Origin of the sequence: Bradyrhizobium sp. CCBAU 51627 (assembly GCF_028128765.1) — a bacterium.
Taxonomy (GTDB): Bacteria; Pseudomonadota; Alphaproteobacteria; order Rhizobiales; family Xanthobacteraceae; genus Bradyrhizobium.
Window position 1 is genome coordinate 112,642 of the sequence record NZ_LBJG01000022.1, and the last position, 17,210, is coordinate 129,851.

General features: G+C 63.4%; 18 protein-coding genes. 5 read left to right on the top strand and 13 right to left on the bottom strand.

Translation table 11 applies throughout. The features are described from left to right. Positions 1–71: 71 nt before the first annotated feature. Positions 72–359, bottom strand: coding sequence for a hypothetical protein (locus tag XH88_RS11480; RefSeq protein WP_271615466.1), 288 nt, complete (start codon positions 357–359; stop codon positions 72–74). A gap of 162 nt (positions 360–521) precedes the next feature. Between XH88_RS11480 and XH88_RS11485 the strand changes: the two genes are divergently transcribed. Next, entirely contained in the window at positions 522–1,331 is an 810-nt protein-coding gene (locus tag XH88_RS11485; RefSeq protein ID WP_271615467.1) for an extracellular solute-binding protein, read from the top strand. Here the strand turns inward: XH88_RS11485 and XH88_RS11490 are convergent. The 5 genes from XH88_RS11490 to XH88_RS11510 all read right to left on the bottom strand — a co-directional run bounded on the left by XH88_RS11490 (position 1,305) and on the right by XH88_RS11510 (position 4,107). Then, positions 1,305–2,003 (bottom strand): ABC transporter permease, encoded by a 699-nt coding sequence (locus tag XH88_RS11490; protein WP_271615468.1) that lies wholly within the window; start codon positions 2,001–2,003, stop codon positions 1,305–1,307. The genes XH88_RS11485 and XH88_RS11490 overlap by 27 nt on opposite strands. A gap of 136 nt (positions 2,004–2,139) precedes the next feature. Further along, a complete protein-coding gene (locus XH88_RS11495; protein WP_271615469.1) occupies positions 2,140–2,826 on the bottom strand; it encodes an aquaporin in 687 nt (228 codons plus the stop codon). Beyond that, positions 2,826–3,236, bottom strand: coding sequence for an arsenate reductase (glutaredoxin) (arsC, locus tag XH88_RS11500; RefSeq protein WP_271615470.1), 411 nt, complete (start codon positions 3,234–3,236; stop codon positions 2,826–2,828). Before arsC ends, XH88_RS11495 begins: the two co-directional genes overlap by 1 nt. A gap of 17 nt (positions 3,237–3,253) precedes the next feature. Then, positions 3,254–3,751 (bottom strand): ArsI/CadI family heavy metal resistance metalloenzyme, encoded by a 498-nt coding sequence (locus XH88_RS11505; protein WP_271615471.1) that lies wholly within the window; start codon positions 3,749–3,751, stop codon positions 3,254–3,256. A gap of 11 nt (positions 3,752–3,762) precedes the next feature. Then, positions 3,763–4,107, bottom strand: coding sequence for an ArsR/SmtB family transcription factor (locus XH88_RS11510; RefSeq protein ID WP_271615472.1), 345 nt, complete (start codon positions 4,105–4,107; stop codon positions 3,763–3,765). A 795-nt stretch (positions 4,108–4,902) separates the two neighbouring features. Between XH88_RS11510 and XH88_RS11515 the strand changes: the two genes are divergently transcribed. The 4 genes from XH88_RS11515 (at position 4,903) to XH88_RS11530 (ending at position 9,110) form a co-directional block, all read left to right on the top strand. Continuing rightward, positions 4,903–5,754, top strand: a complete 852-nt coding sequence (locus XH88_RS11515) for a 3-hydroxybutyryl-CoA dehydrogenase (protein WP_271615473.1) — start codon at positions 4,903–4,905, stop codon at positions 5,752–5,754. Positions 5,755–5,883: 129 nt separating this feature from the next. After that, entirely contained in the window at positions 5,884–6,348 is a 465-nt protein-coding gene (locus XH88_RS11520; protein WP_271615474.1) for a group III truncated hemoglobin, read from the top strand. 263 nt (positions 6,349–6,611) lie between these two features. Further along, entirely contained in the window at positions 6,612–7,268 is a 657-nt protein-coding gene (locus XH88_RS11525) for a QcrA and Rieske domain-containing protein (protein ID WP_271615475.1), read from the top strand. Positions 7,269–7,385: 117 nt separating this feature from the next. Beyond that, positions 7,386–9,110, top strand: a complete 1,725-nt coding sequence (locus XH88_RS11530; RefSeq protein WP_271615476.1) for a methanol/ethanol family PQQ-dependent dehydrogenase — start codon at positions 7,386–7,388, stop codon at positions 9,108–9,110. 93 nt (positions 9,111–9,203) lie between these two features. Here the strand turns inward: XH88_RS11530 and XH88_RS11535 are convergent, their stop codons facing one another. From XH88_RS11535 to xoxF5, 7 genes are all read right to left on the bottom strand, one after another. Next, entirely contained in the window at positions 9,204–9,461 is a 258-nt protein-coding gene (locus tag XH88_RS11535; RefSeq protein WP_271615477.1) for a hypothetical protein, read from the bottom strand. 53 nt (positions 9,462–9,514) lie between these two features. Continuing rightward, complete coding sequence (locus XH88_RS11540; protein WP_271615478.1) at positions 9,515–11,827, bottom strand: xanthine dehydrogenase family protein molybdopterin-binding subunit; 2,313 nt, start codon at positions 11,825–11,827, stop codon at positions 9,515–9,517. 1 nt (position 11,828) lies between these two features. Then, positions 11,829–12,281: a (2Fe-2S)-binding protein gene (locus XH88_RS11545; RefSeq protein ID WP_271615479.1), complete on the bottom strand. Its 453-nt coding sequence runs from the start codon at positions 12,279–12,281 to the stop codon at positions 11,829–11,831. Positions 12,282–12,888: 607 nt separating this feature from the next. Further along, the gene (gfa, locus tag XH88_RS11550) at positions 12,889–13,452 is read right to left on the bottom strand and encodes an S-(hydroxymethyl)glutathione synthase (RefSeq protein ID WP_271615480.1); all 564 of its coding nucleotides are present in this window, start codon (positions 13,450–13,452) and stop codon (positions 12,889–12,891) included. A gap of 31 nt (positions 13,453–13,483) precedes the next feature. Beyond that, complete coding sequence (locus tag XH88_RS11555; RefSeq protein ID WP_271615481.1) at positions 13,484–14,593, bottom strand: S-(hydroxymethyl)glutathione dehydrogenase/class III alcohol dehydrogenase; 1,110 nt, start codon at positions 14,591–14,593, stop codon at positions 13,484–13,486. Positions 14,594–14,654: 61 nt separating this feature from the next. After that, a complete protein-coding gene (locus XH88_RS11560; RefSeq protein ID WP_271615535.1) occupies positions 14,655–15,143 on the bottom strand; it encodes a c-type cytochrome, methanol metabolism-related in 489 nt (162 codons plus the stop codon). Between the two features lie 110 nt (positions 15,144–15,253). Continuing rightward, positions 15,254–17,059, bottom strand: a complete 1,806-nt coding sequence (xoxF5, locus tag XH88_RS11565) for a lanthanide-dependent methanol dehydrogenase XoxF5 (protein ID WP_271615482.1) — start codon at positions 17,057–17,059, stop codon at positions 15,254–15,256. Positions 17,060–17,210: the final 151 nt, after the last annotated feature.

Genomic DNA, 17,210 nt, shown 5'->3' on the forward strand with positions numbered 1-17,210 from the left:
TTGAGGCGGGACCAATTGCAGAACATCTGCACAGCAGCTCCCGCCGCGTTCATCTCCGTGCCGACTTAGGCCTATCGCCCGCCGGAACTTGAGCTGGCGCCCGCTCCGCCGCCGGCCTGGCTGCCCGTGTTGTTGGTGTTGCTGCCACCTGCGGATGGCGACTGAGTCCCCTTGCCGTCGCTGATCTCGTTCTGCATGTTCGAGGCACGGCCCGTCGTCATGCCCTTGGTTGCGGGACCTCGCGACGAGGGGCCGACGTCGCCCTGACCGGAGGCACCGGGGGCTGATTGTGTCTGCGCAAAGGCGCCACCGCTCGCCAGCGCCATGGCGCAGGCGGATGCCAGAATGACTGTCTTCATTGGACTCTCCTTCACGTTGCGCTGCCCCAGCAAACCGGTTGTGCCGACGACGTTCCACCCGATGCGGCGCCACCGCATCAACTCTCCGCCGAACGTCGGGGGTTCCCGCCCTCATCGCCAGCGGCTATTGGAAGGTGCCGTTGCTTGTTCGAGGGACGACGCATGAGAAAGCTTGCCGCTATCGCAACACTCCTGTTCTGGTCGACATGCGCATACGCGCAGGATCGCACCATCACGGTGGCCTCGACGACGTCGACGGAACAATCGGGCTTGTTCGGCTACCTGCTGCCGCTGTTCACGAAAGAGAAGGGCATCGCCGTAAAGGTCGTCGCCGTCGGCACGGGCCAGGCCCTGGATATCGGTCGGCGTGGCGATGCGGACGTGGTGTTCGTCCATGACAGGGTGGCGGAAGACAAGTTCATGACCGAAGGGCAGGGCGTGAAGCGCTACGACGTGATGTACAATGACTTTGTCATTGTCGGACCGAAGAGCGATCCCGCCCACATTGCCGGCGACAAGGACGTTGCCGATGCGCTCCGCAAGATCGCCGCGGCCAAGGCGCCGTTCATTTCGCGCGGCGACAAGTCCGGCACGCATGCCGCCGAGCTGAGATTGTGGAAAGAGGCAGGCGTCGACATCGCGACGGCCAAGGGCAGCTGGTATCGCGAGATCGGCCAGGGCATGGGGCCGGCGCTGAACATGGCATCGTCCTCGAATGCGTACCTGCTGTCAGACCGCGGCACATGGCTGTCGTTCAAGAACCGTGGCGAGCTTGCAATCCTCACCCAGGGCGACAAGCGGCTGTTCAACCAATACGGCGTCATGCTGGTCAATCCCGACAAGCATCCTGATGTCAAGGCGAAGGACGGCCAGGCCTTCATCGACTGGCTGATCTCGCCGAAGGGCCAGGATGCGATCGCCGGTTACAAGGTCGGCGGCGAGCAGCTATTTTTCCCCAACGCGTCCCACTAGCAGGAAGGCGACGGTCGAGACGGCGACGCTGAGCGCAAGCAGGATCAGCCCGAGACCCAGTGCCAGCGGCAGGTCGCCCTTGCTGGTTTCCAGCGCGATCGCGGTCGTCATCGTGCGGGTAAAACCGCTGATATTGCCGCCAACGATGATGATGGCGCCGACTTCGGCGATCGCGCGCCCGAACGCGGCGAGGAAGGCCGTCAGCAGCGAAGTCCGGCCGAGCGCGAACAAGAGGCCGATGCTGCGCAATATCGAGAGCCCGTCGATCCGCGCGAGGTCGCCATACTCGGCCCACAACAGGCTCGCTGGCCGGTGCACCAGCGCGACCACGATCGGGGTCGCCAGCAGCGTCTGCGCGATCACCATGGCTGTCGGCGTGAACAACAGGCCCGCCGCCCCGAGCGGGCCGGATCGCGACAACATCAGATAAAGCGCAAGCCCCACCACGACCGGCGGCAGGCCAAGCAGCGCATTGGTCAGAACGATGATGACCTGCCGGCCACGAAAGCGGGCAATCGCTAGCAGGGCCCCGAGTGGAGCGCCGAGCAGCAGTGCGACGACGCTGGCCGTCAGGCTGACACGCACCGACAGCGCGACGATGCTGAGCAGCTCGGGATCGGCTTCCCCAATCAGCGTGAACGCGGCGGCAATGGATCGTGCGAAATCGTTCATCCGGCCCGACGCCTCAGGGCCAAGCCGAATGACATGGAATCGTCGATGTCGTGGCTGCGATGTCGCTTCACGCTGGTTCCTGCCGTCCCCGCCGGGAGTCAGAGAATACAGAGGACGAGCGGTTTGGACACTCTCTTCATTCGTCGCTGGGAGCGTGCTTCACGCTTGCTTCGCCCCACAGCCAGCTCGCAAGCGGTATGGCGACGGCCGCCCCGATGAGCTGCGCGGCGATGAAGGCCGGCACGCCGTCCGGGGCGATGCCTGCAAAGGTGTCGGATAAGGACCGGGCGATGGTGACCGCTGGATTGGCGAACGACGTCGAGGCCGTGAACCAATAAGCGGATGTGATGTAGAGGCCGACCGCATAGGGAACGGCTGCCGAGGCTCGCGATGCCACGCCCAAAATCGTCAGCAACAGGCCGAGGGTTGCCACCGCCTCGGCGAGCCACTGTCCTATCCCGCCCCGTTCCGTCAGCGAGGCCTGGAGGACGGAAAGCCCGAACATCAGATGTGCGATCCACACGCCGACGATTGCGCCGGCGATTTGTGCCGCGATGTAGATCGTCGCCTCGATCCAGGGCGTCTCACCGCGCACCGCCAAGGCCAGCGTCACGGCCGGATTGAAGTGTGCGCCCGAGACGGGAGCAAACGTCAGGATCAGCACGACGAGAATGGCGCCCGTGGCGATCGTGTTGCAGAGGAGTGCCAGCGCGACGTTTCCGCCCGCGAGCCGTTGGGCCATGATTCCCGAGCCGACCACCGCAGCGAGCAGGAACGCCGTTCCAAGCCATTCGGCAACAGCACGCTGTGCAAGGCCCGGCATCAGGCGTCGCGATCCAGCCGCACGTGCTCGCCGTCTTCCTTGACGAACTCGCCCTGCTGCGGGGGGAGGAGGTCCAGCACCAGTTCGGAAGGACGACAGAGCTTGACGCCCTTCGGCGTGACCACGATCGGACGGTTGATCAGGATCGGATGCGCCATCATGGCCTCGAGGAGCTGATCGTCCGTCAGATCAGGGTTGTCGAGACCGAGTTCGGCATATGGCGTGCCCTTTTCGCGAAGAAGGTCGCGGACGGAAAGACCCATGCGGGCGACGAGTTGCTGCAACAGCGCTCGCGACGGCGGCGTCTTCAGATACTCGATCACATGCGGCTCGATCCCGGCGTGCCGGATGATCGCAAGCGTGTTGCGCGAAGTACCGCAGGCAGGATTGTGGTAGATGATGGCGTCCATCGTGCAGATCCCGGATATCAGCAGCAGGCCGATGACGACGGCTTCGCAACGGACTGCGGCGCGCAGCAGGCCGATTGCTTGTCTGGTTGCTTCTCTTGCCGATTCCCGTGGGCAACTCGCGCGCCATTCTCGCCGGTGCCGTCGCCATAGTCGGTGCTTTCGCCCGTGGTGTGAAAAGTTTCCCAGGCAATTCCCGCGGGATCGTCGATCCAGGATTTCTCGGACTTCGCATAACAGCAGGTGGTCTGACCTTGTTCGACGACATTGCCGCCGGCCTGGCGCAGCCGCGCATAAACCTCCTGGAGCTCGTCGCCGGTCTCGACCTGGATGCCGAGGTGATCGAGGCCGGGCGCGCGTCCGCGCGTCGAGATTGCAAAATTCACGCGGGGGTCATCGAGCATCCATTTGGCGTAGTCGGACTTCACCACTGAAGGCGCGCTTGCGAACAGGGCAGAATAGAATCCGATGGAGCGGGAAAGGTCGTCGACGGACACGTGAACATGCAGGCGCTTCATGATCTGTCCTTTCAGGCCGGAGTCTTGCTGCGCTTTCGCGCGGGTTTCGAAGACGCGGCGGGCGCGCATGACACGCCGCCGCAGCAGTTTTCCGTGAGGAAGCCGACCAGCGCGTTCATGGTCTCGAACCGCGCCGCATAGACCATCGAGCGTCCCTCGCGCCGGACCGTGGCAAGGCCGGCCATCCGCAGCCGGTCGAAGTGAAACGTCAGCGTGTTGGGCGCCAGATCCAGCGCTTCCGCGATCGCACCGGCGGTCATGCCCGCTGGGCCGGCCTGCACCAGCAGGCGGAACACGTCGAGACGGTTGTCCTGAGCCAGCGCGGCGAGCGCCGCGACGGCATCTGTCTTTTCCATATTTCAACGATTATTGAAATAATGGCGGGCTGTCAAGCTCCGCCGGTCTGCCGGCGAAACACCAGGTCAAGCCCCGTCCATGAAAATATTCCGCTTTACCGAATTTCGGAAATATCGTATATGTCTTTCACCTCACCCGGCACGAGGGGCGGATCGCGAGTCGTCCGGTACGTGGGTGAGTTGCGGTGGACGCGGGCGCGCGTCGGCACGCAAGGGCCGGAAGCAGGGCGAGCGGAGGATTGAGCCGAACCTCGTGAGCTTCCGCCGCGTGTGACGAACGGCGCGGGCTGCGTACGGCAAAACCGTGTGGTCCTGACTGTCGTTGCTACAGTCAAGCCTTGCGGAAGGCGGCATGAGGCCAACCGGCCGTTGCCGTCAGCTTTTCGCAAGGCGACGGAGGCCAGAGGGAATTCGGCTCCGGGGAGGGCACGGCATAAGCCGTCAAACCACTCGCGCAGGGAAGGTCGGGATGTCCTGGCTGCCCTGTACGCCGCTGTGCAGTTTTCCAATGCGCTACACGCGCACAGCGGACCGCGGGTGCCAGCCGGCTCCCGGCCTTCCCTGCGCCCTCGGCAATCCGGGGGCGAGCCCAGCCGCAAAACTCGGGCCGATCAGGCCGCGAGAGCGCGAAATCATGCCCTTCGGCAGCGGAAAGGCGACTTTATTCTCCCCACGGATGCGCTAAGGAAGAGCCTGGATGCGGTGCAGCACCGATGGCGGCCGCGGCTCGAAATTCAGGTCAAACCGGGCACGCCGCCAGAGGCTGGGCTCGCTCAACAAGAAGGACATCATTCCATGATCAATACCGTTGGCATCATCGGAGCAGGCACAATGGGCAACGGCATCGCCCAAATCTGCGCCGCGGCCGGGCTGTCGGTCGTGATGGTCGACATTTCCGATGCGGCGGTGAACCGCGGCATTTCGACCGTCGGCGGCAGCCTCGAGCGCCTGGTCAAGAAGGAGAAGATCTCGGCGGCCGATCGCGAGGCGACGCTGAAGCGCATCACCGGCACCACCGATCGCGCCAAGCTTTCCGACTGCGATCTCGTCATCGAGGCCGCGACCGAAAACGAGGAGCTGAAGGTCAAGATCCTGAAGGACCTCTGCGCCACGCTGGCGCCGCGCACGCTCGTTGCGACCAACACCTCGTCGATTTCCATCACCAAGCTGGCCGCCGCAACCGATCGTCCGGATCGCTTCATCGGCATGCACTTCTTCAATCCGGTTCCGGTAATGGCGCTGCTGGAACTCATCCGCGGCCTGCAGACCTCGGACGACACCCACGCCAAGGCGCTCGAGTTCGCCCAGCGCGTCGGCAAGGTGGCGATCACGGCTAAGAACAGCCCGGGCTTCGCCGTCAACCGGATCCTGTGCCCGATGATCAACGAGGCGATCTTCGCGCTCCAGGAGGGGATTGCGACGGCCGAGGAAATCGACGCCGGGATGAAGCTCGGCTGCAATCATCCGATCGGGCCACTGGCCCTGGCCGATCTCGTCGGTCTCGATACGATGCTTTCGGTGATGGAGGTCTTTTACAAGGGCTTCAACGACCCTAAGTACCGTCCAGCTCCCCTGCTCAAGGAAATGGTCGATGCCGGCCATCTCGGCCGCAAGACCGGGCAGGGTTTTTACACCTACGGCGCCTGATCAAGGTGCAGGCGGCGGGTGTCGCGCCCGCCGCTCAATCCCGCAATTTGCGCTGCGACAAAGACGTCGCGCGCAATGGGCCGGACAATATCCGGCTGTGCGGGACAACGAAAACGGAACACAAAGGACATGTCGGATCGACTGAAGGCCGAGCGGCAAGCTGCGGCCGAACGGCGGAACTTGCTGACCCAAGACGCGATCGAGCGGACCGGGATTACCGAGGAGATGATCGGGGAACTCGTCATCCGTTTCTATGGCCGCGTGCGTGAGGACGCGCTGCTCGGGCCGGTGTTCGCGATCGTGCAGAATTGGGACGAGCATCTCGCCAAGCTGAGGGATTTCTGGTCGTCGGTCGTGCTGATGAGCGGCCGCTATCACGGCTCGCCAATGCGGGCGCATATGCCGCTCAGCCTGGTCGGTGATCATTTCGACCGCTGGCTCGACCTGTTCGAGCAGACGGCGCGCGAAGTCTGCCCGCCGCCGGCAGCTGCGTTATTTATCGACAAGGCCCGTCGCATCGCCGACAGCTTTGAGATGGCGTCGGCAACGATCGCCGGCCGTATCGCGGTGCCGCGTCACCTGCTGAGGTCCTGAGGACGACGCGTCTGCCGGCAAAACGTGCAGTTGAATCGCGTTGAGGTTGCTCCGCCTCGCTCAGAGCGCGCCGCAGCATTCCTGCATCATCGGTCTGATCTGCAAAATCATCATGCCGATCGCGTGACATGACGTTGCAAAGGCAAAAACATGTTTGAATGCGCGCAACCGCATTCGCTCAAAGCGAGTAAAGCCATATTGATGCACTGCGGCGCCAATCCTTCGCCTTCATTTCGGCAGAGTTCCAGTGCCTGCTACTGTGCATGTCGCGCGCATCATTCAGTACCTCCCCGTCATCCTCCGACAACACTGCGGAACCCGAAGCCGGTGTGAGTGCGGAGCAAACCCGTCGAGAGCTGCTGCTCGGTGCGCTCGCGACCACCGCCTGCCTCGGCTGTTGCGCACCAGCAAGGGCCGACGACGATCAGCCGGGTGCCGACGAGCGGCCGCACCAAGGCGATCTGCTCGTCCTCTCCGAGGGCGACAACGAAGGTCAGCTCATCAAGCCTGACGACCTCAAGCTGGGCGGCCCCCCGGTCCGCGCCTGGCCGAAGGATCCGAAGAGCTCTGTCGTTCGCAGCGGCTCACGCCTGAACGAGGTTCTTGTCGTGAAGCTCGATCCGAACGAGCTCGATGAGATCACGCGTGCACGCGCAGCCGACGGCATCGTTGCCTATTCGGCGGTCTGCGCTCATGCCGCCTGTCCGGTTACGGAATGGGTGAAGGCGGATCAGGGAGGCGACATGACCGTCTTCAAGTGTCCCTGCCACAACTCCGAATATGATCCACGCCAGGGCGCACAGGTCGTGTTCGGGCCCGCGCCGCGACGCCTCGCGGCATTGCCGCTGTCGTTAAGCGAAGGTTCGCTCACGGTCGCCGGTGGCTTCATCGGAAAGGTAGGTGGCGCGCAGCCGGGATGATGGACGGTGCGGGATGTGCCCGCCTCACGGGAGGCCGCGTCCGCCGAGGGGCGGACGACGGGACGAACGACAACAATTCAAAAAAGAATTCAAGCGGATGAAATAGGGGAAACGTCCATGACCAGGAAGCAATGGCTATTGTCCGGCTTCGTCGCCTTCACATGTGTTGTCTCGACTGCTGCCATCGGCGGCCCGATCGAGAACTACAGCCCCGTCACCTCACAACGTCTCGAAAATCCCGAGCCCGGCAATTGGATGCTTTATCGGCGCACCTATGACGGGCAGGGCTACAGCCCGCTGGACCAGATCAACACCTCTAACGTCAAGGATCTCACGCCGGTCTGGACCTTCGCCACCGGCGTCGTCGAAGGTCACGAGGCGCCGCCGATCGTCAACAACGGCGTGATGTTCGTGGCAACCCCGATGGGCCAGGTGATCGCGCTGAACGCGAAGACCGGCGACGAATACTGGCGCTACAAGCGGCAGTTGCCCGACGATCTGTTCCAGCTGCATCCGACCAGCCGCGGCGTCGGCCTGTGGGAGGACAAGCTCTATCTCGCCACCACCGACGACCACGTCGTCGCGCTCGATGCCAAGACCGGCAAGGTGGTGTGGGACACCAAGGTGCAGGACTACAGGAAGGGTCAGTACATGACCCTGATGCCGCTGATCGTCGATGGCAAGGTCATCGTCGGCGGCTCCGGCGGCGAGTTCGGCGTGCGCGGCTATGTCGCTGCCTTCGATGCCAAGGACGGCAAGGAGCTGTGGCGCACCTTCACCATTCCTGGAGAGGGCGAGCCCGGCCATGACACCTGGCAGGGTGATGACTGGAAGAACGGCGGCGGCTCGGCCTGGATGACCGGGACCTATGACAAGGATACCAAGACGATCTATTGGGGTGTCGGCAATGCCGCGCCGTGGCCTGGCGAGATGCATCCCGGCGACAATCTCTACACCTCGTCGGTGATCGCGCTCGATCCGGGCAACGGCAAGATCAAGACCTATCACCAGTACCACCAGAACGATTCCTGGGACTGGGACGAGGTCGACGCACCGATGCTGATCGATCTCCAGCGCGATGGCCGCAGCATCAAGAGCCTGGTCCATCCAGGGCGCGACGCGATCTTCTGGGTGCTCGAGCGCACGCCGACCAAGATCAACTACGTCGCCGGCTGGCCATTCGTCTCGACCGACGTCTGGAAGGGCGTCGACGAGAGCGGCAAGCCGATCCTCGATCCCGCGCATAAGCCGGTGGTGGGCAAGCGCGTGGAGTTCTGCCCCTCATTGTGGGGCGGCAAGGACTGGCCATCGGCGGCCTACAGCCAAAAGACCGGCCTCGTCTACGTGCCCGCCAACGAGAATTTCTGCGGCGGCTTCACCGGCGAGAAGATCCCGCTCAAGCCCGGCGAACTCTGGCTCGGCACCAAGCCGGAGGATATCGGCCTGAAGACCAAGCCGGGCGCCGACCATTTCGGCGAGATCCAGGCCTGGGACCCTGCGACCGGCAAGAAGGTGTGGCAGCACAACTTCCCGAAGTCGCAGATGTTCGGCTCGGTCACGGCCACCGCGGGCGATCTCGTCTTCGCCGGCGGCACCAACGACCGCGACTTCCGCGCCTTCAATGCCAAGACCGGTGAGCTGCTCTGGCAGCAGAAGACCAACTCCGGCATCATGGGCATGCCGGTGTCCTATGAAATCGACGGCACGCAATATATCGCGATCCAGTCGGGCTGGGGTGTGGACGCGCAGCGCATCCAGGACGCGCTTGCGACAAATAATATCGGCATCGAATCCAACGTGCCGCAGGGCGGCGTGATCTGGGTGTTCGCGCTGAAGAAATAAGCTCCGCAGGCGGATCGAGAGAAGCGGAGCAGCGGGGGGTGGCGAGAGCGGCGGACGGCAACGTCCGCCGCATCTTGCATGTGCGACTGGGGCCTACTTACCCTGGCGGTCGACCTTGTCCTTCTCCGCCTGATTCATCTCCCGAACCTTCGGATCGGTGCTGCTCTGCCCGGTGGTCTGGGTGGTCGAGGCGGGAGGGGTGCTGGCGTTGGGAAGCGAGCTCTGGTCCGATGCGGTCGGGCGCGTCGCCGTGGTCGGGGGCGTCGTGTTGCTCTGGGCGGAGGCGCCCGCAGCGGTCAAAAGAAAGGCGCTCGACAGCGAGACTGCGAGCGCCCTTGAGATGTTGGTCATCGAGCTGCTCCTGTCAGATCGATGAGAAACGGCGCGAGGCCGCTTGTGTTCCGTTACACTTCCAATTGCTTGCCGATCGGAAGCGTGCGGATGCGCTTGCCGGTCGCCGCGAAGATCGCGTTCATCAGCGCCGGTGCGAAGGGCGGCACGCCGGGCTCGCCGACGCCGCTCGGCGGCGTATCGGGTGCCGGTGGCACGATGTGGACGTTGGTCACCAGCGGCGCCTCGTCGATCCTGGCGACCTGGAAGTCGTCAAAATTATTCTGCTGCACCTTGCCGTCCTTGAACGTGACCTCGCCGTATTTGGCGAGGCTGAGCCCCATGATCGCGGCACCTTCGATCTGCGAGGCGATGCGCTCGGGGTTCACATAGGTGCCGCAGTCGATCGCGGTGTCGACCCGTGGCACCGTCAGCTTGCCCTTCTCGTCGACGGCGACCTCGACGATCGTGGCGATGTAGCTGACGAAGCTGCGGTGCACGGCGATGCCGAGACCGTGGCCCTTCGGGACCTGGCGGCCCCATTCACCCTTCTCGGCGACCAACTCGACCACCCTGCGCAGCCGCGCGGTGTCGATCGGGTAGCTGTCATAGGGCTCGCCGTAGTTCCACATGTCCTTCACGGCGGGCTTGACGATGCGGGGTGTGCCGATCAGCGCGAGCAGCGTCTCCTTCTGGTCGCGTCCGGTCGCATTCGCGATCTCGCCGACCATCGATTGCACCGCGAAGGCGCGCGGGATGTTCGAGACCGATCGGAACCAGCCGATGCGGGTGTGCGCGGCAGCTTCCGGATTCTCGCAACTGATGTTGGCGATTTCGAAGGGCATGTCGACGAGGCCCATGCCGAGCTCGAACGGCGCCTGGTGAACCGTGCCGGCGGCGAAAGTCGAAGCGATGCTGGGAGCCACGCTGCGGTGGCGCCAGGCGATTACCTTTCCGTCCTTGTCCAGTCCCGCCTCGATCCGCTCGGCCGAGACGGTGTGCAGGAAGCCGTTATGGATGTCGTCCTCGCGCGTCCATTGCACCTTGACGGGCGTGCCGAGCTCCTTCGACAGCAGAGCGGCTTCGAGCGCATAGTCGCACTTCGACTTGCGGCCGAATCCGCCGCCGAGCAGCGTCACGTTCACCGTGACGTTGCCCTCGGGGATGCCGAGCGTCTTGGCAACGTCCTCGCGAGTCCCGCCGGGGCTCTGCACCGGTGCCCAGATCTCAGCCTTGTCGCCCTTGACGTCGGCGACCGCGACCGGCGGCTCCATGCTGACATGGGCAAGATGAGGAATGTAGTACTCGCCCACGACGACCTTGTCGGCACTCTTCAAGGCGGCGTCCGCATCGCCCTCCTTGCGCACGACGAGACCCGGTTTGCGCGAGGCCTCCTCGAGATCCTTGCGATAGGCGACCGAGTCGTATTTGCCGTTGGCGCCGTCGTCCCAGACCAGCTTGAGCGCGTCGCGGCCCTTGATCGCCGCGCCGGTGTTGCGTGCGATCACCGCGACGCCGCCGAGCGGCTGGAATTTCGACGGCCACGGCCAGCCGCGGACCTGCATCACCTTCTCGACGCCGGGCACTTTCAGCGCCGCATCCGGATCGAATGAGGTGAGCTTGCCGCCGGTCACCGGCGGGCGCGCGATCACGGCATATTTCATGCCCGGAAGGCGCACGTCGGCGCCGTAGCGCGCCTTGCCGGTGGTGATGTCGTGGAGATCGACGATGCCAACCTGGCCCTTGCCGAGATAGCGGAAGTCCTTGGCGTCCTTCAGCTTGAGCCCTTCGATCGCAGGCACCGATTCCTTGGCGGCATCCGCTGCAAGCTCGCCGAAGCCGAGCTTGCGTCCGCTCGCGTTGTGGACCACCTCGTGATTGACCGCCTTCACTTCGGTTGCCGGCACGCCCCAGCGCTTGGCCGCGGCCTGCTCCAGCATGGTGCGCGCCGCAGCGCCGATCTGGCGCATCGGAAGCAGATAATGCCGCGTGCTGCGCGAGCCGTCGGTATCCTGATTGCCGAACTTGACTTCGTCGCCATGCGCCTGCTGCACCTTAACCTTGGCCCAGTCAGCCTCCATCTCCTCCGCCACGATCAGCGGCAGGCTGGTGCGCACGCCGGTACCCATCTCGGAGCGGTGGGCGACGATGGTGACAGTGCCGTCGGGCGCGACCGCCACGAACACGCGGGGGTCGACCACGACGCCATGCGGCATCTTGCCGGCGCCGGTCTCGTAGGCAAAGGCCTGGCGCGTCATCACGGGTGCGGCGAGCACGAAACCACCGGTGATGCCGAGCCCCTTCAGGATGCTGCGGCGCGAGATCTTCTCGACCTTCAGATTCTTTTCGAAGCTGTGAAGCTTCCGGGGATTCTCGATGAAATTCATGTCACACTCCCGTCGATGCGAGATGGACCGCGTTCTCGATGCGCTGATAGCAGCCGCAGCGGCAGATGTTGCCGGCCATCGCTTCGCGGATCTGGTCGTGCGACGGTTTCGGATTGTCCATCAGCAGCGCTGCGGCCTGCATGATCTGGCCGGCCTGGCAGAAGCCGCATTGGGGAACATTGACCTGGCGCCAGGCCTTTTGGACCGGATGATCGCCCTCCGGATGCAGCCCCTCGATCGTGGTGACCTCGCGTCCGGCGACGTCGTTGATCGATGTTATGCAGGAACGCACCGCCTCCTTGTCGACGATGACGGTGCACGCCCCGCACAGCGCCTTGCCGCAGCCGAATTTGGTACCGGTCAGTCCGGCTTCATCGCGCAGGAACCAGAGTAGCGGAAGGTCCGGGTCGCCGTCCCAGCTCTGTTCCTGCCCGTTGATCTTCACCTTGATCATGATCGTCCCTCGCTCTTCATAAGCTTGCTGATTTCAACATTGCCGATCTTGATCGGCGCAATGTCCGTTGCCTCATGTGACCGCATTTCAGCCCGTTGTCCTGCGCGAGCAGTCCCGGCGGGAAGCTGGAATGCGAATCGCGATGTCTGGATGTGCTCGATACCTCCCGTGTTCTTCTTGATTAATTGAATTCGCGCGGCATCGTGACGACGCGACCGTAGCAGACATCGCGTCGGACCGGCGTTCACAGCCGGGTGTACTTGACGTGAACAGATTGCATCCGGGGTTTGTCAAAAGCAGGGCGCGGCAACAGGACGCTTGCTGCACGGCTACGGATCTGAGGCGACGAAAAAAGCTTCGTCCGCCAGAGGGACTGCGCGGACGAAGCAGTAGTCCTCAGTCGAGGGAGGGAGAATCGCAGGGCGCGCCTACTTCAAGCAGGAAGAGGGCGGCACCGCGCAGCCATTCAGAGACCAGGACTGAGGGAGCGGAACGCGCTCGCATACGCAATGTGCACAGGCGGCAAACTCGCCGCGATCATTCGATAACGGCACCCGTCCGCTCGCGGATCACCGGCGGGCGGACGGGCGATGGCGAACGGCCTTGCTCAGGCGGCCTTGGCTTTCGCCACGTGGGTCGCGATCGCGTCCATCAGCGCCGGTGACAGGCAGTCATAGGGCTCGAGCCCAATTTCCTTCAGGCGCGCCCGGATGCCGGCCATCTGCTCTGGCTTCACGCCCGATTCGATCACCGAGGAGACGAAGGCGGCGAATTGCGGCGCCTGCGAGCCCTGCTCCTGGAACAGCTCCGGATGGATGAAATCGAGACCGTAGAACGGATGGTTCTTGTTCTCGATGCGACCGAACATGTGGGTGCCGCAGGCCTTGCAGGCGTGCCGCTGGATCACCGCGGAAGGATCGACGATCTGGAGCTTGTCGCCGTTCTCGAGCACGGTGAGGTTCTGGCGCGGCACCACCGCAACGACCGAGAAGGTCGCGCCCTCCGGTTTCCAGCACTTGGTGCAGCCGCAGGCGTGGTTGTGCGCAACGTCGCCCTTGATGCCGACCTTGACCTGGTGGTCCTTGCATTTGCAGACGAGGGTGCCGCCGGCAAAGTGCCCGCTGCCCTGTTTGAGGCCGTTGTCGATCGAGGGATGGAGTGCAACAGTCATGGGTCGATCCTCCTTGGGTGTGACGCTTGAGCTAGAACACGACGACTGAACGAATCGATTTGCCCTCATGCATCAGATCGAAGCCCTTGTTGATGTCTTCGAGCTTGAGCGTGTGGGTGATCATCGGGTCGATCTGGATCTTTCCGTTCATGTACCAGTCGACGATCTTCGGTACGTCGGTGCGACCGCGGGCGCCGCCGAAGGCGGTGCCGCGCCAGTTGCGACCGGTCACGAGCTGGAACGGACGGGTGGCGATTTCCTTGCCGGCTTCGGCGACGCCGATGATGATCGAGGTGCCCCAGCCGCGATGGCAGGCTTCCAGCGCCTGGCGCATCACCGTGGTGTTGCCGGTGCAGTCGAACGTGTAGTCGGCGCCACCATCGGTCAGGCTGACGAGATGCGGCACGATGTCCCCGGTGATCTTCTTGGGGTTGACGAAGTCGGTCATGCCGAACCGGCGGCCCCACTCCTCCTTGGAGTCGTTGATGTCGACGCCAATGATCTTGTCGGCGCCGGCCATCTTGGCGCCCTGGATGACATTCAGCCCGATGCCACCGAGCCCGAACACGACCACGTTGGAGCCCGGCGTGACCTTCGCGGTGTTGACGACGGCGCCGACGCCAGTGGTGACGCCGCAGCCGATATAGCAGCTCTTGTCGAAGGGCGCGTCCTCGCGGATCTTCGCCACCGCAATCTCGGGCAGCACGGTGAAGTTCGAGAAGGTCGAGCAGCCCATATAATGGTAGATCGGCTTGCCCTTGTAGGAGAAGCGGCTGGTGCCGTCAGGCATGACGCCCTTGCCCTGCGTCGCGCGGATCGCGGTGCAGAGGTTGGTCTTCTGGCTCAGGCAGCTTTTGCACTGCCGGCATTCCGGCGTGTAGAGCGGAATAACGTGATCGCCCGGTTTCACGGACGTCACGCCCGCGCCAATCTCGCGAATGATGCCCGCGCCCTCATGGCCAAGGATCGACGGGAAGATTCCTTCGCTGTCGAAACCGTCGAGCGTGTAGGCGTCTGTGTGGCAGATGCCTGTTGCCTTGATTTCGACCAGCACTTCGCCGGCCTTCGGCCCCTCCAGATCGACCTCGACGATTTCGAGCGGCTTCTTGGCTTCGAAAGCGACAGCGGCACGTGTCTTCATCGGTAACTCCTCAAATTCTCGCAGGATGCCAAGAGTTGAGTCTCAGCCGGGCTGCAAACGTTCATTTCTTGCCCATGCACGAGTCTTCGTTCTTGGTGTAAGCGTCGTTCTTGTCCTCATGCTTGCTCGGACGGGCACGGCCCCAGGCCTCGTTGGAGCGGGCGCGCAGGTAGACGTAGAGATCGTCCATGTAACAGGCGACGTTCGGATTATCGCCGAACGCTGGCATCACGTTCTCCTGCGCGGTCGAGACGTTCTTGCGGCCGGAGGCGACGACGCCGAGGAAATCGGAATAGCTCATGGTCTTGAGCGAATCCTTCAACGCCGGCGCATAGGTCGAACCCATGCCGTCGGGGCCATGGCAGACGTGGCAATCCGAGTGGTAGCGGCGGTATCCGGAATAGGTGTACCAGTCCACCGATCCATCGGTGATCTTGTAGGTCGGATTACCCTCCTTATCGAGCCATTCACCAGTTTCGTTCTGCTTGACGGCGGTGGGGTCGCCCGAGCCGTCCGCGACAGCAATTCCTCCGGACGCAACGAAGATCATCGCAGCAATGACAGAGCATATTTTACGCAAGAGGTGTTCCTCAGAGGCGTTCGGTGGAGACGAGCCGGCGCGTGGAGTTTGATCCACGCGCCGGAGCGATACGGTTAGAGTTAGTTCGACGGCAGCGAGAACACGGTCAGCGTGCCGCCGAGTGCCGTGTAGTTGCTGAGCGCGGCGTAGCCACCAACAGCGCCGAGGCCAGCGGTCGGATCGGTCAGGCCCGCTGCCAGACCGATGCCGGCCCAGCCGCCCACGCCGGAGAGCACGGCAACATACTGCTTGCCGTTGTTCTCGTAGGTGGTGACGTTGCCGATGATGCCGGAGGGAGTCTTGAACTTGTAGAGCTCCTTGCCGGTCTTGGCATCGACCGCCTTCAGGTAGCCTTCGAGCGTGCCGTAGAACACCACGCCGCCGGCGGTTGCGAGCGCGCCCGACCAGACCGAGAACTGCTCCTTGTTCGACCAGACGATCTTGCCGGTCTTGCCGTCCCAGGCGATGAAGTTACCCATGTTGGTATCGCCCTGCGGCGGATACATCGAGAGCGTCGCGCCCACATAGGGCTGGCCCGCGGTGTAGCTCACCTTGAACGGTTCGTAGTCCATGCAGACGTGGTTGGTCGGAACGTAGAACAATTGCGTGTCCGGCGAGTAGGCCGCCGGCTGCTCGTCCTTGGTGCCGAGCGCGGCCGGGCAGATGCCCTTCACGTTGTGATCTTCGCCGGCCTTGTCCGTCGAAGCTGCGTCGAGCACCTTCGGGCGGCCATAGGTGGGGGAGTTCTTGTCCATGTCGACGCCGGAGGTCCAGTTCACCTTCGGGTCATATTTCTGAGCGACCAGCAGCTCGCCCGTGGCGCGATCGAGCGTATAGCCGAGGCCGTTACGATCGAAATGCGTCAGCAGCTTGCGCGGCTGGCCGTTGATCGACTGGTCGGACAGGATCATCTCGTTGACGCCGTCATAGTCCCATTCGTCATGGGGCGTCATCTGATAGACCCACTTGGCGACACCGGTGTCCGGATTACGCGCCCAGATCGTCATCGACCATTTGTTGTCGCCGGGACGCTGCTTCGGATTCCAGGTCGAGGGGTTGCCCGATCCGTAGTAGATCAGGTTCAGCTCGGGATCGTAGGAGATCCAGCCCCAAGTGGCGCCGCCGCCGATCTTCCACTGATCGCCCTGCCAGGTCTTGAGGCTCGAATCCTTGCCGATCGGCTTGCCGAGCGCGGTGGTCTTGTCGTCGACCAGGAGTTGGTCATCAGGACCTTCCGAATAGCCGCGCCAGGCCAGCTTGCCGGTCTTGATATCATAGGCGCTCATGTGAGCCTGGACACCGAACTCACCACCGGAGATGCCGATCAGCACCTTGTCCTTGACGACCATAGGGGCCGAGGTGCCGGTCTCGCCCTTGCTGGGATCGCCGTTCTTCGCGGTCCATGCAACCTGACCGGTCTTGGCGTCGAGCGCGACGAGGGTCGTGTCAGCCTGATGCAGGAAGATCTTGCCGTCGCCGTAGGCGAGGCCACGGTTAACCGTGTCGCAGCACATCACCGGGATGACGTTCGGATCCTGCTTCGGCTCGTACTTCCAGATGATCTTGTTCTCGTTGGAAAGGTCAATGGCGTAGACCTTGTTCGGGAACGGCGTGTGGACGTACATCGTATTGCCGATGATCAGGGGGCCGCCCTCGTGGCCGCGCAGCACGCCGGTCGAGAAGGTCCAGGCGACCTGCAGCTTGCCGACGTTTTGCGCGTTGATCTGGTTCAGCTTGGAATAGCGATGATTGGAATAGTCGCCGGTTGGCATCACCCAGTCTTTCGGGTTCTGCGACATCTTGTTCAGCTCGTCATTGGCTGACGCGGTCCCGACGGCAAGAGCCGCCGCGGAGCCAAGGAAAGTCGCCAGTAGCACCTTGCGCATAGTTATTTCCTCCGTTGGTCTCGTTTATTGTTTCCGAAGCATTGCGTAGTCACCGGGCTTCTCGTCCGGCGTCTGCTCGTGCAGGGCGGTCACGATTGGGACCAGAAACGATGCTGTGCTGTTTCCTCCTCCTGATGAGAGCTACAGGTCC

Excerpts from the sequence above, each read along its gene's own strand:
- XH88_RS11535 (WP_271615477.1), bottom strand. The coding sequence starts at position 9,461 with ATGACCAACATCTCAAGGGCGCTCGCAGTCTCGCTGTCGAGCGCCTTT.
- arsC (WP_271615470.1), bottom strand. The coding sequence starts at position 3,236 with ATGGACGCCATCATCTACCACAATCCTGCCTGCGGTACTTCGCGCAAC.
- XH88_RS11540 (WP_271615478.1), bottom strand. The coding sequence starts at position 11,827 with ATGAATTTCATCGAGAATCCCCGGAAGCTTCACAGCTTCGAAAAGAAT.
- XH88_RS11520 (WP_271615474.1), top strand. The coding sequence starts at position 5,884 with ATGTCGGATCGACTGAAGGCCGAGCGGCAAGCTGCGGCCGAACGGCGG.
- XH88_RS11510 (WP_271615472.1), bottom strand. The coding sequence starts at position 4,107 with ATGGAAAAGACAGATGCCGTCGCGGCGCTCGCCGCGCTGGCTCAGGAC.
- XH88_RS11525 (WP_271615475.1), top strand. The coding sequence starts at position 6,612 with ATGTCGCGCGCATCATTCAGTACCTCCCCGTCATCCTCCGACAACACT.
- XH88_RS11480 (WP_271615466.1), bottom strand. The coding sequence starts at position 359 with ATGAAGACAGTCATTCTGGCATCCGCCTGCGCCATGGCGCTGGCGAGC.
- XH88_RS11495 (WP_271615469.1), bottom strand. The coding sequence starts at position 2,826 with ATGCCGGGCCTTGCACAGCGTGCTGTTGCCGAATGGCTTGGAACGGCG.
- XH88_RS11560 (WP_271615535.1), bottom strand. The coding sequence starts at position 15,143 with ATGATCTTCGTTGCGTCCGGAGGAATTGCTGTCGCGGACGGCTCGGGC.
- XH88_RS11490 (WP_271615468.1), bottom strand. The coding sequence starts at position 2,003 with ATGAACGATTTCGCACGATCCATTGCCGCCGCGTTCACGCTGATTGGG.
- XH88_RS11515 (WP_271615473.1), top strand. The coding sequence starts at position 4,903 with ATGATCAATACCGTTGGCATCATCGGAGCAGGCACAATGGGCAACGGC.
- XH88_RS11530 (WP_271615476.1), top strand. The coding sequence starts at position 7,386 with ATGACCAGGAAGCAATGGCTATTGTCCGGCTTCGTCGCCTTCACATGT.
- xoxF5 (WP_271615482.1), bottom strand. The coding sequence starts at position 17,059 with ATGCGCAAGGTGCTACTGGCGACTTTCCTTGGCTCCGCGGCGGCTCTT.
- XH88_RS11485 (WP_271615467.1), top strand. The coding sequence starts at position 522 with ATGAGAAAGCTTGCCGCTATCGCAACACTCCTGTTCTGGTCGACATGC.
- XH88_RS11545 (WP_271615479.1), bottom strand. The coding sequence starts at position 12,281 with ATGATCAAGGTGAAGATCAACGGGCAGGAACAGAGCTGGGACGGCGAC.
- gfa (WP_271615480.1), bottom strand. The coding sequence starts at position 13,452 with ATGACTGTTGCACTCCATCCCTCGATCGACAACGGCCTCAAACAGGGC.
- XH88_RS11555 (WP_271615481.1), bottom strand. The coding sequence starts at position 14,593 with ATGAAGACACGTGCCGCTGTCGCTTTCGAAGCCAAGAAGCCGCTCGAA.
- XH88_RS11505 (WP_271615471.1), bottom strand. The coding sequence starts at position 3,751 with ATGAAGCGCCTGCATGTTCACGTGTCCGTCGACGACCTTTCCCGCTCC.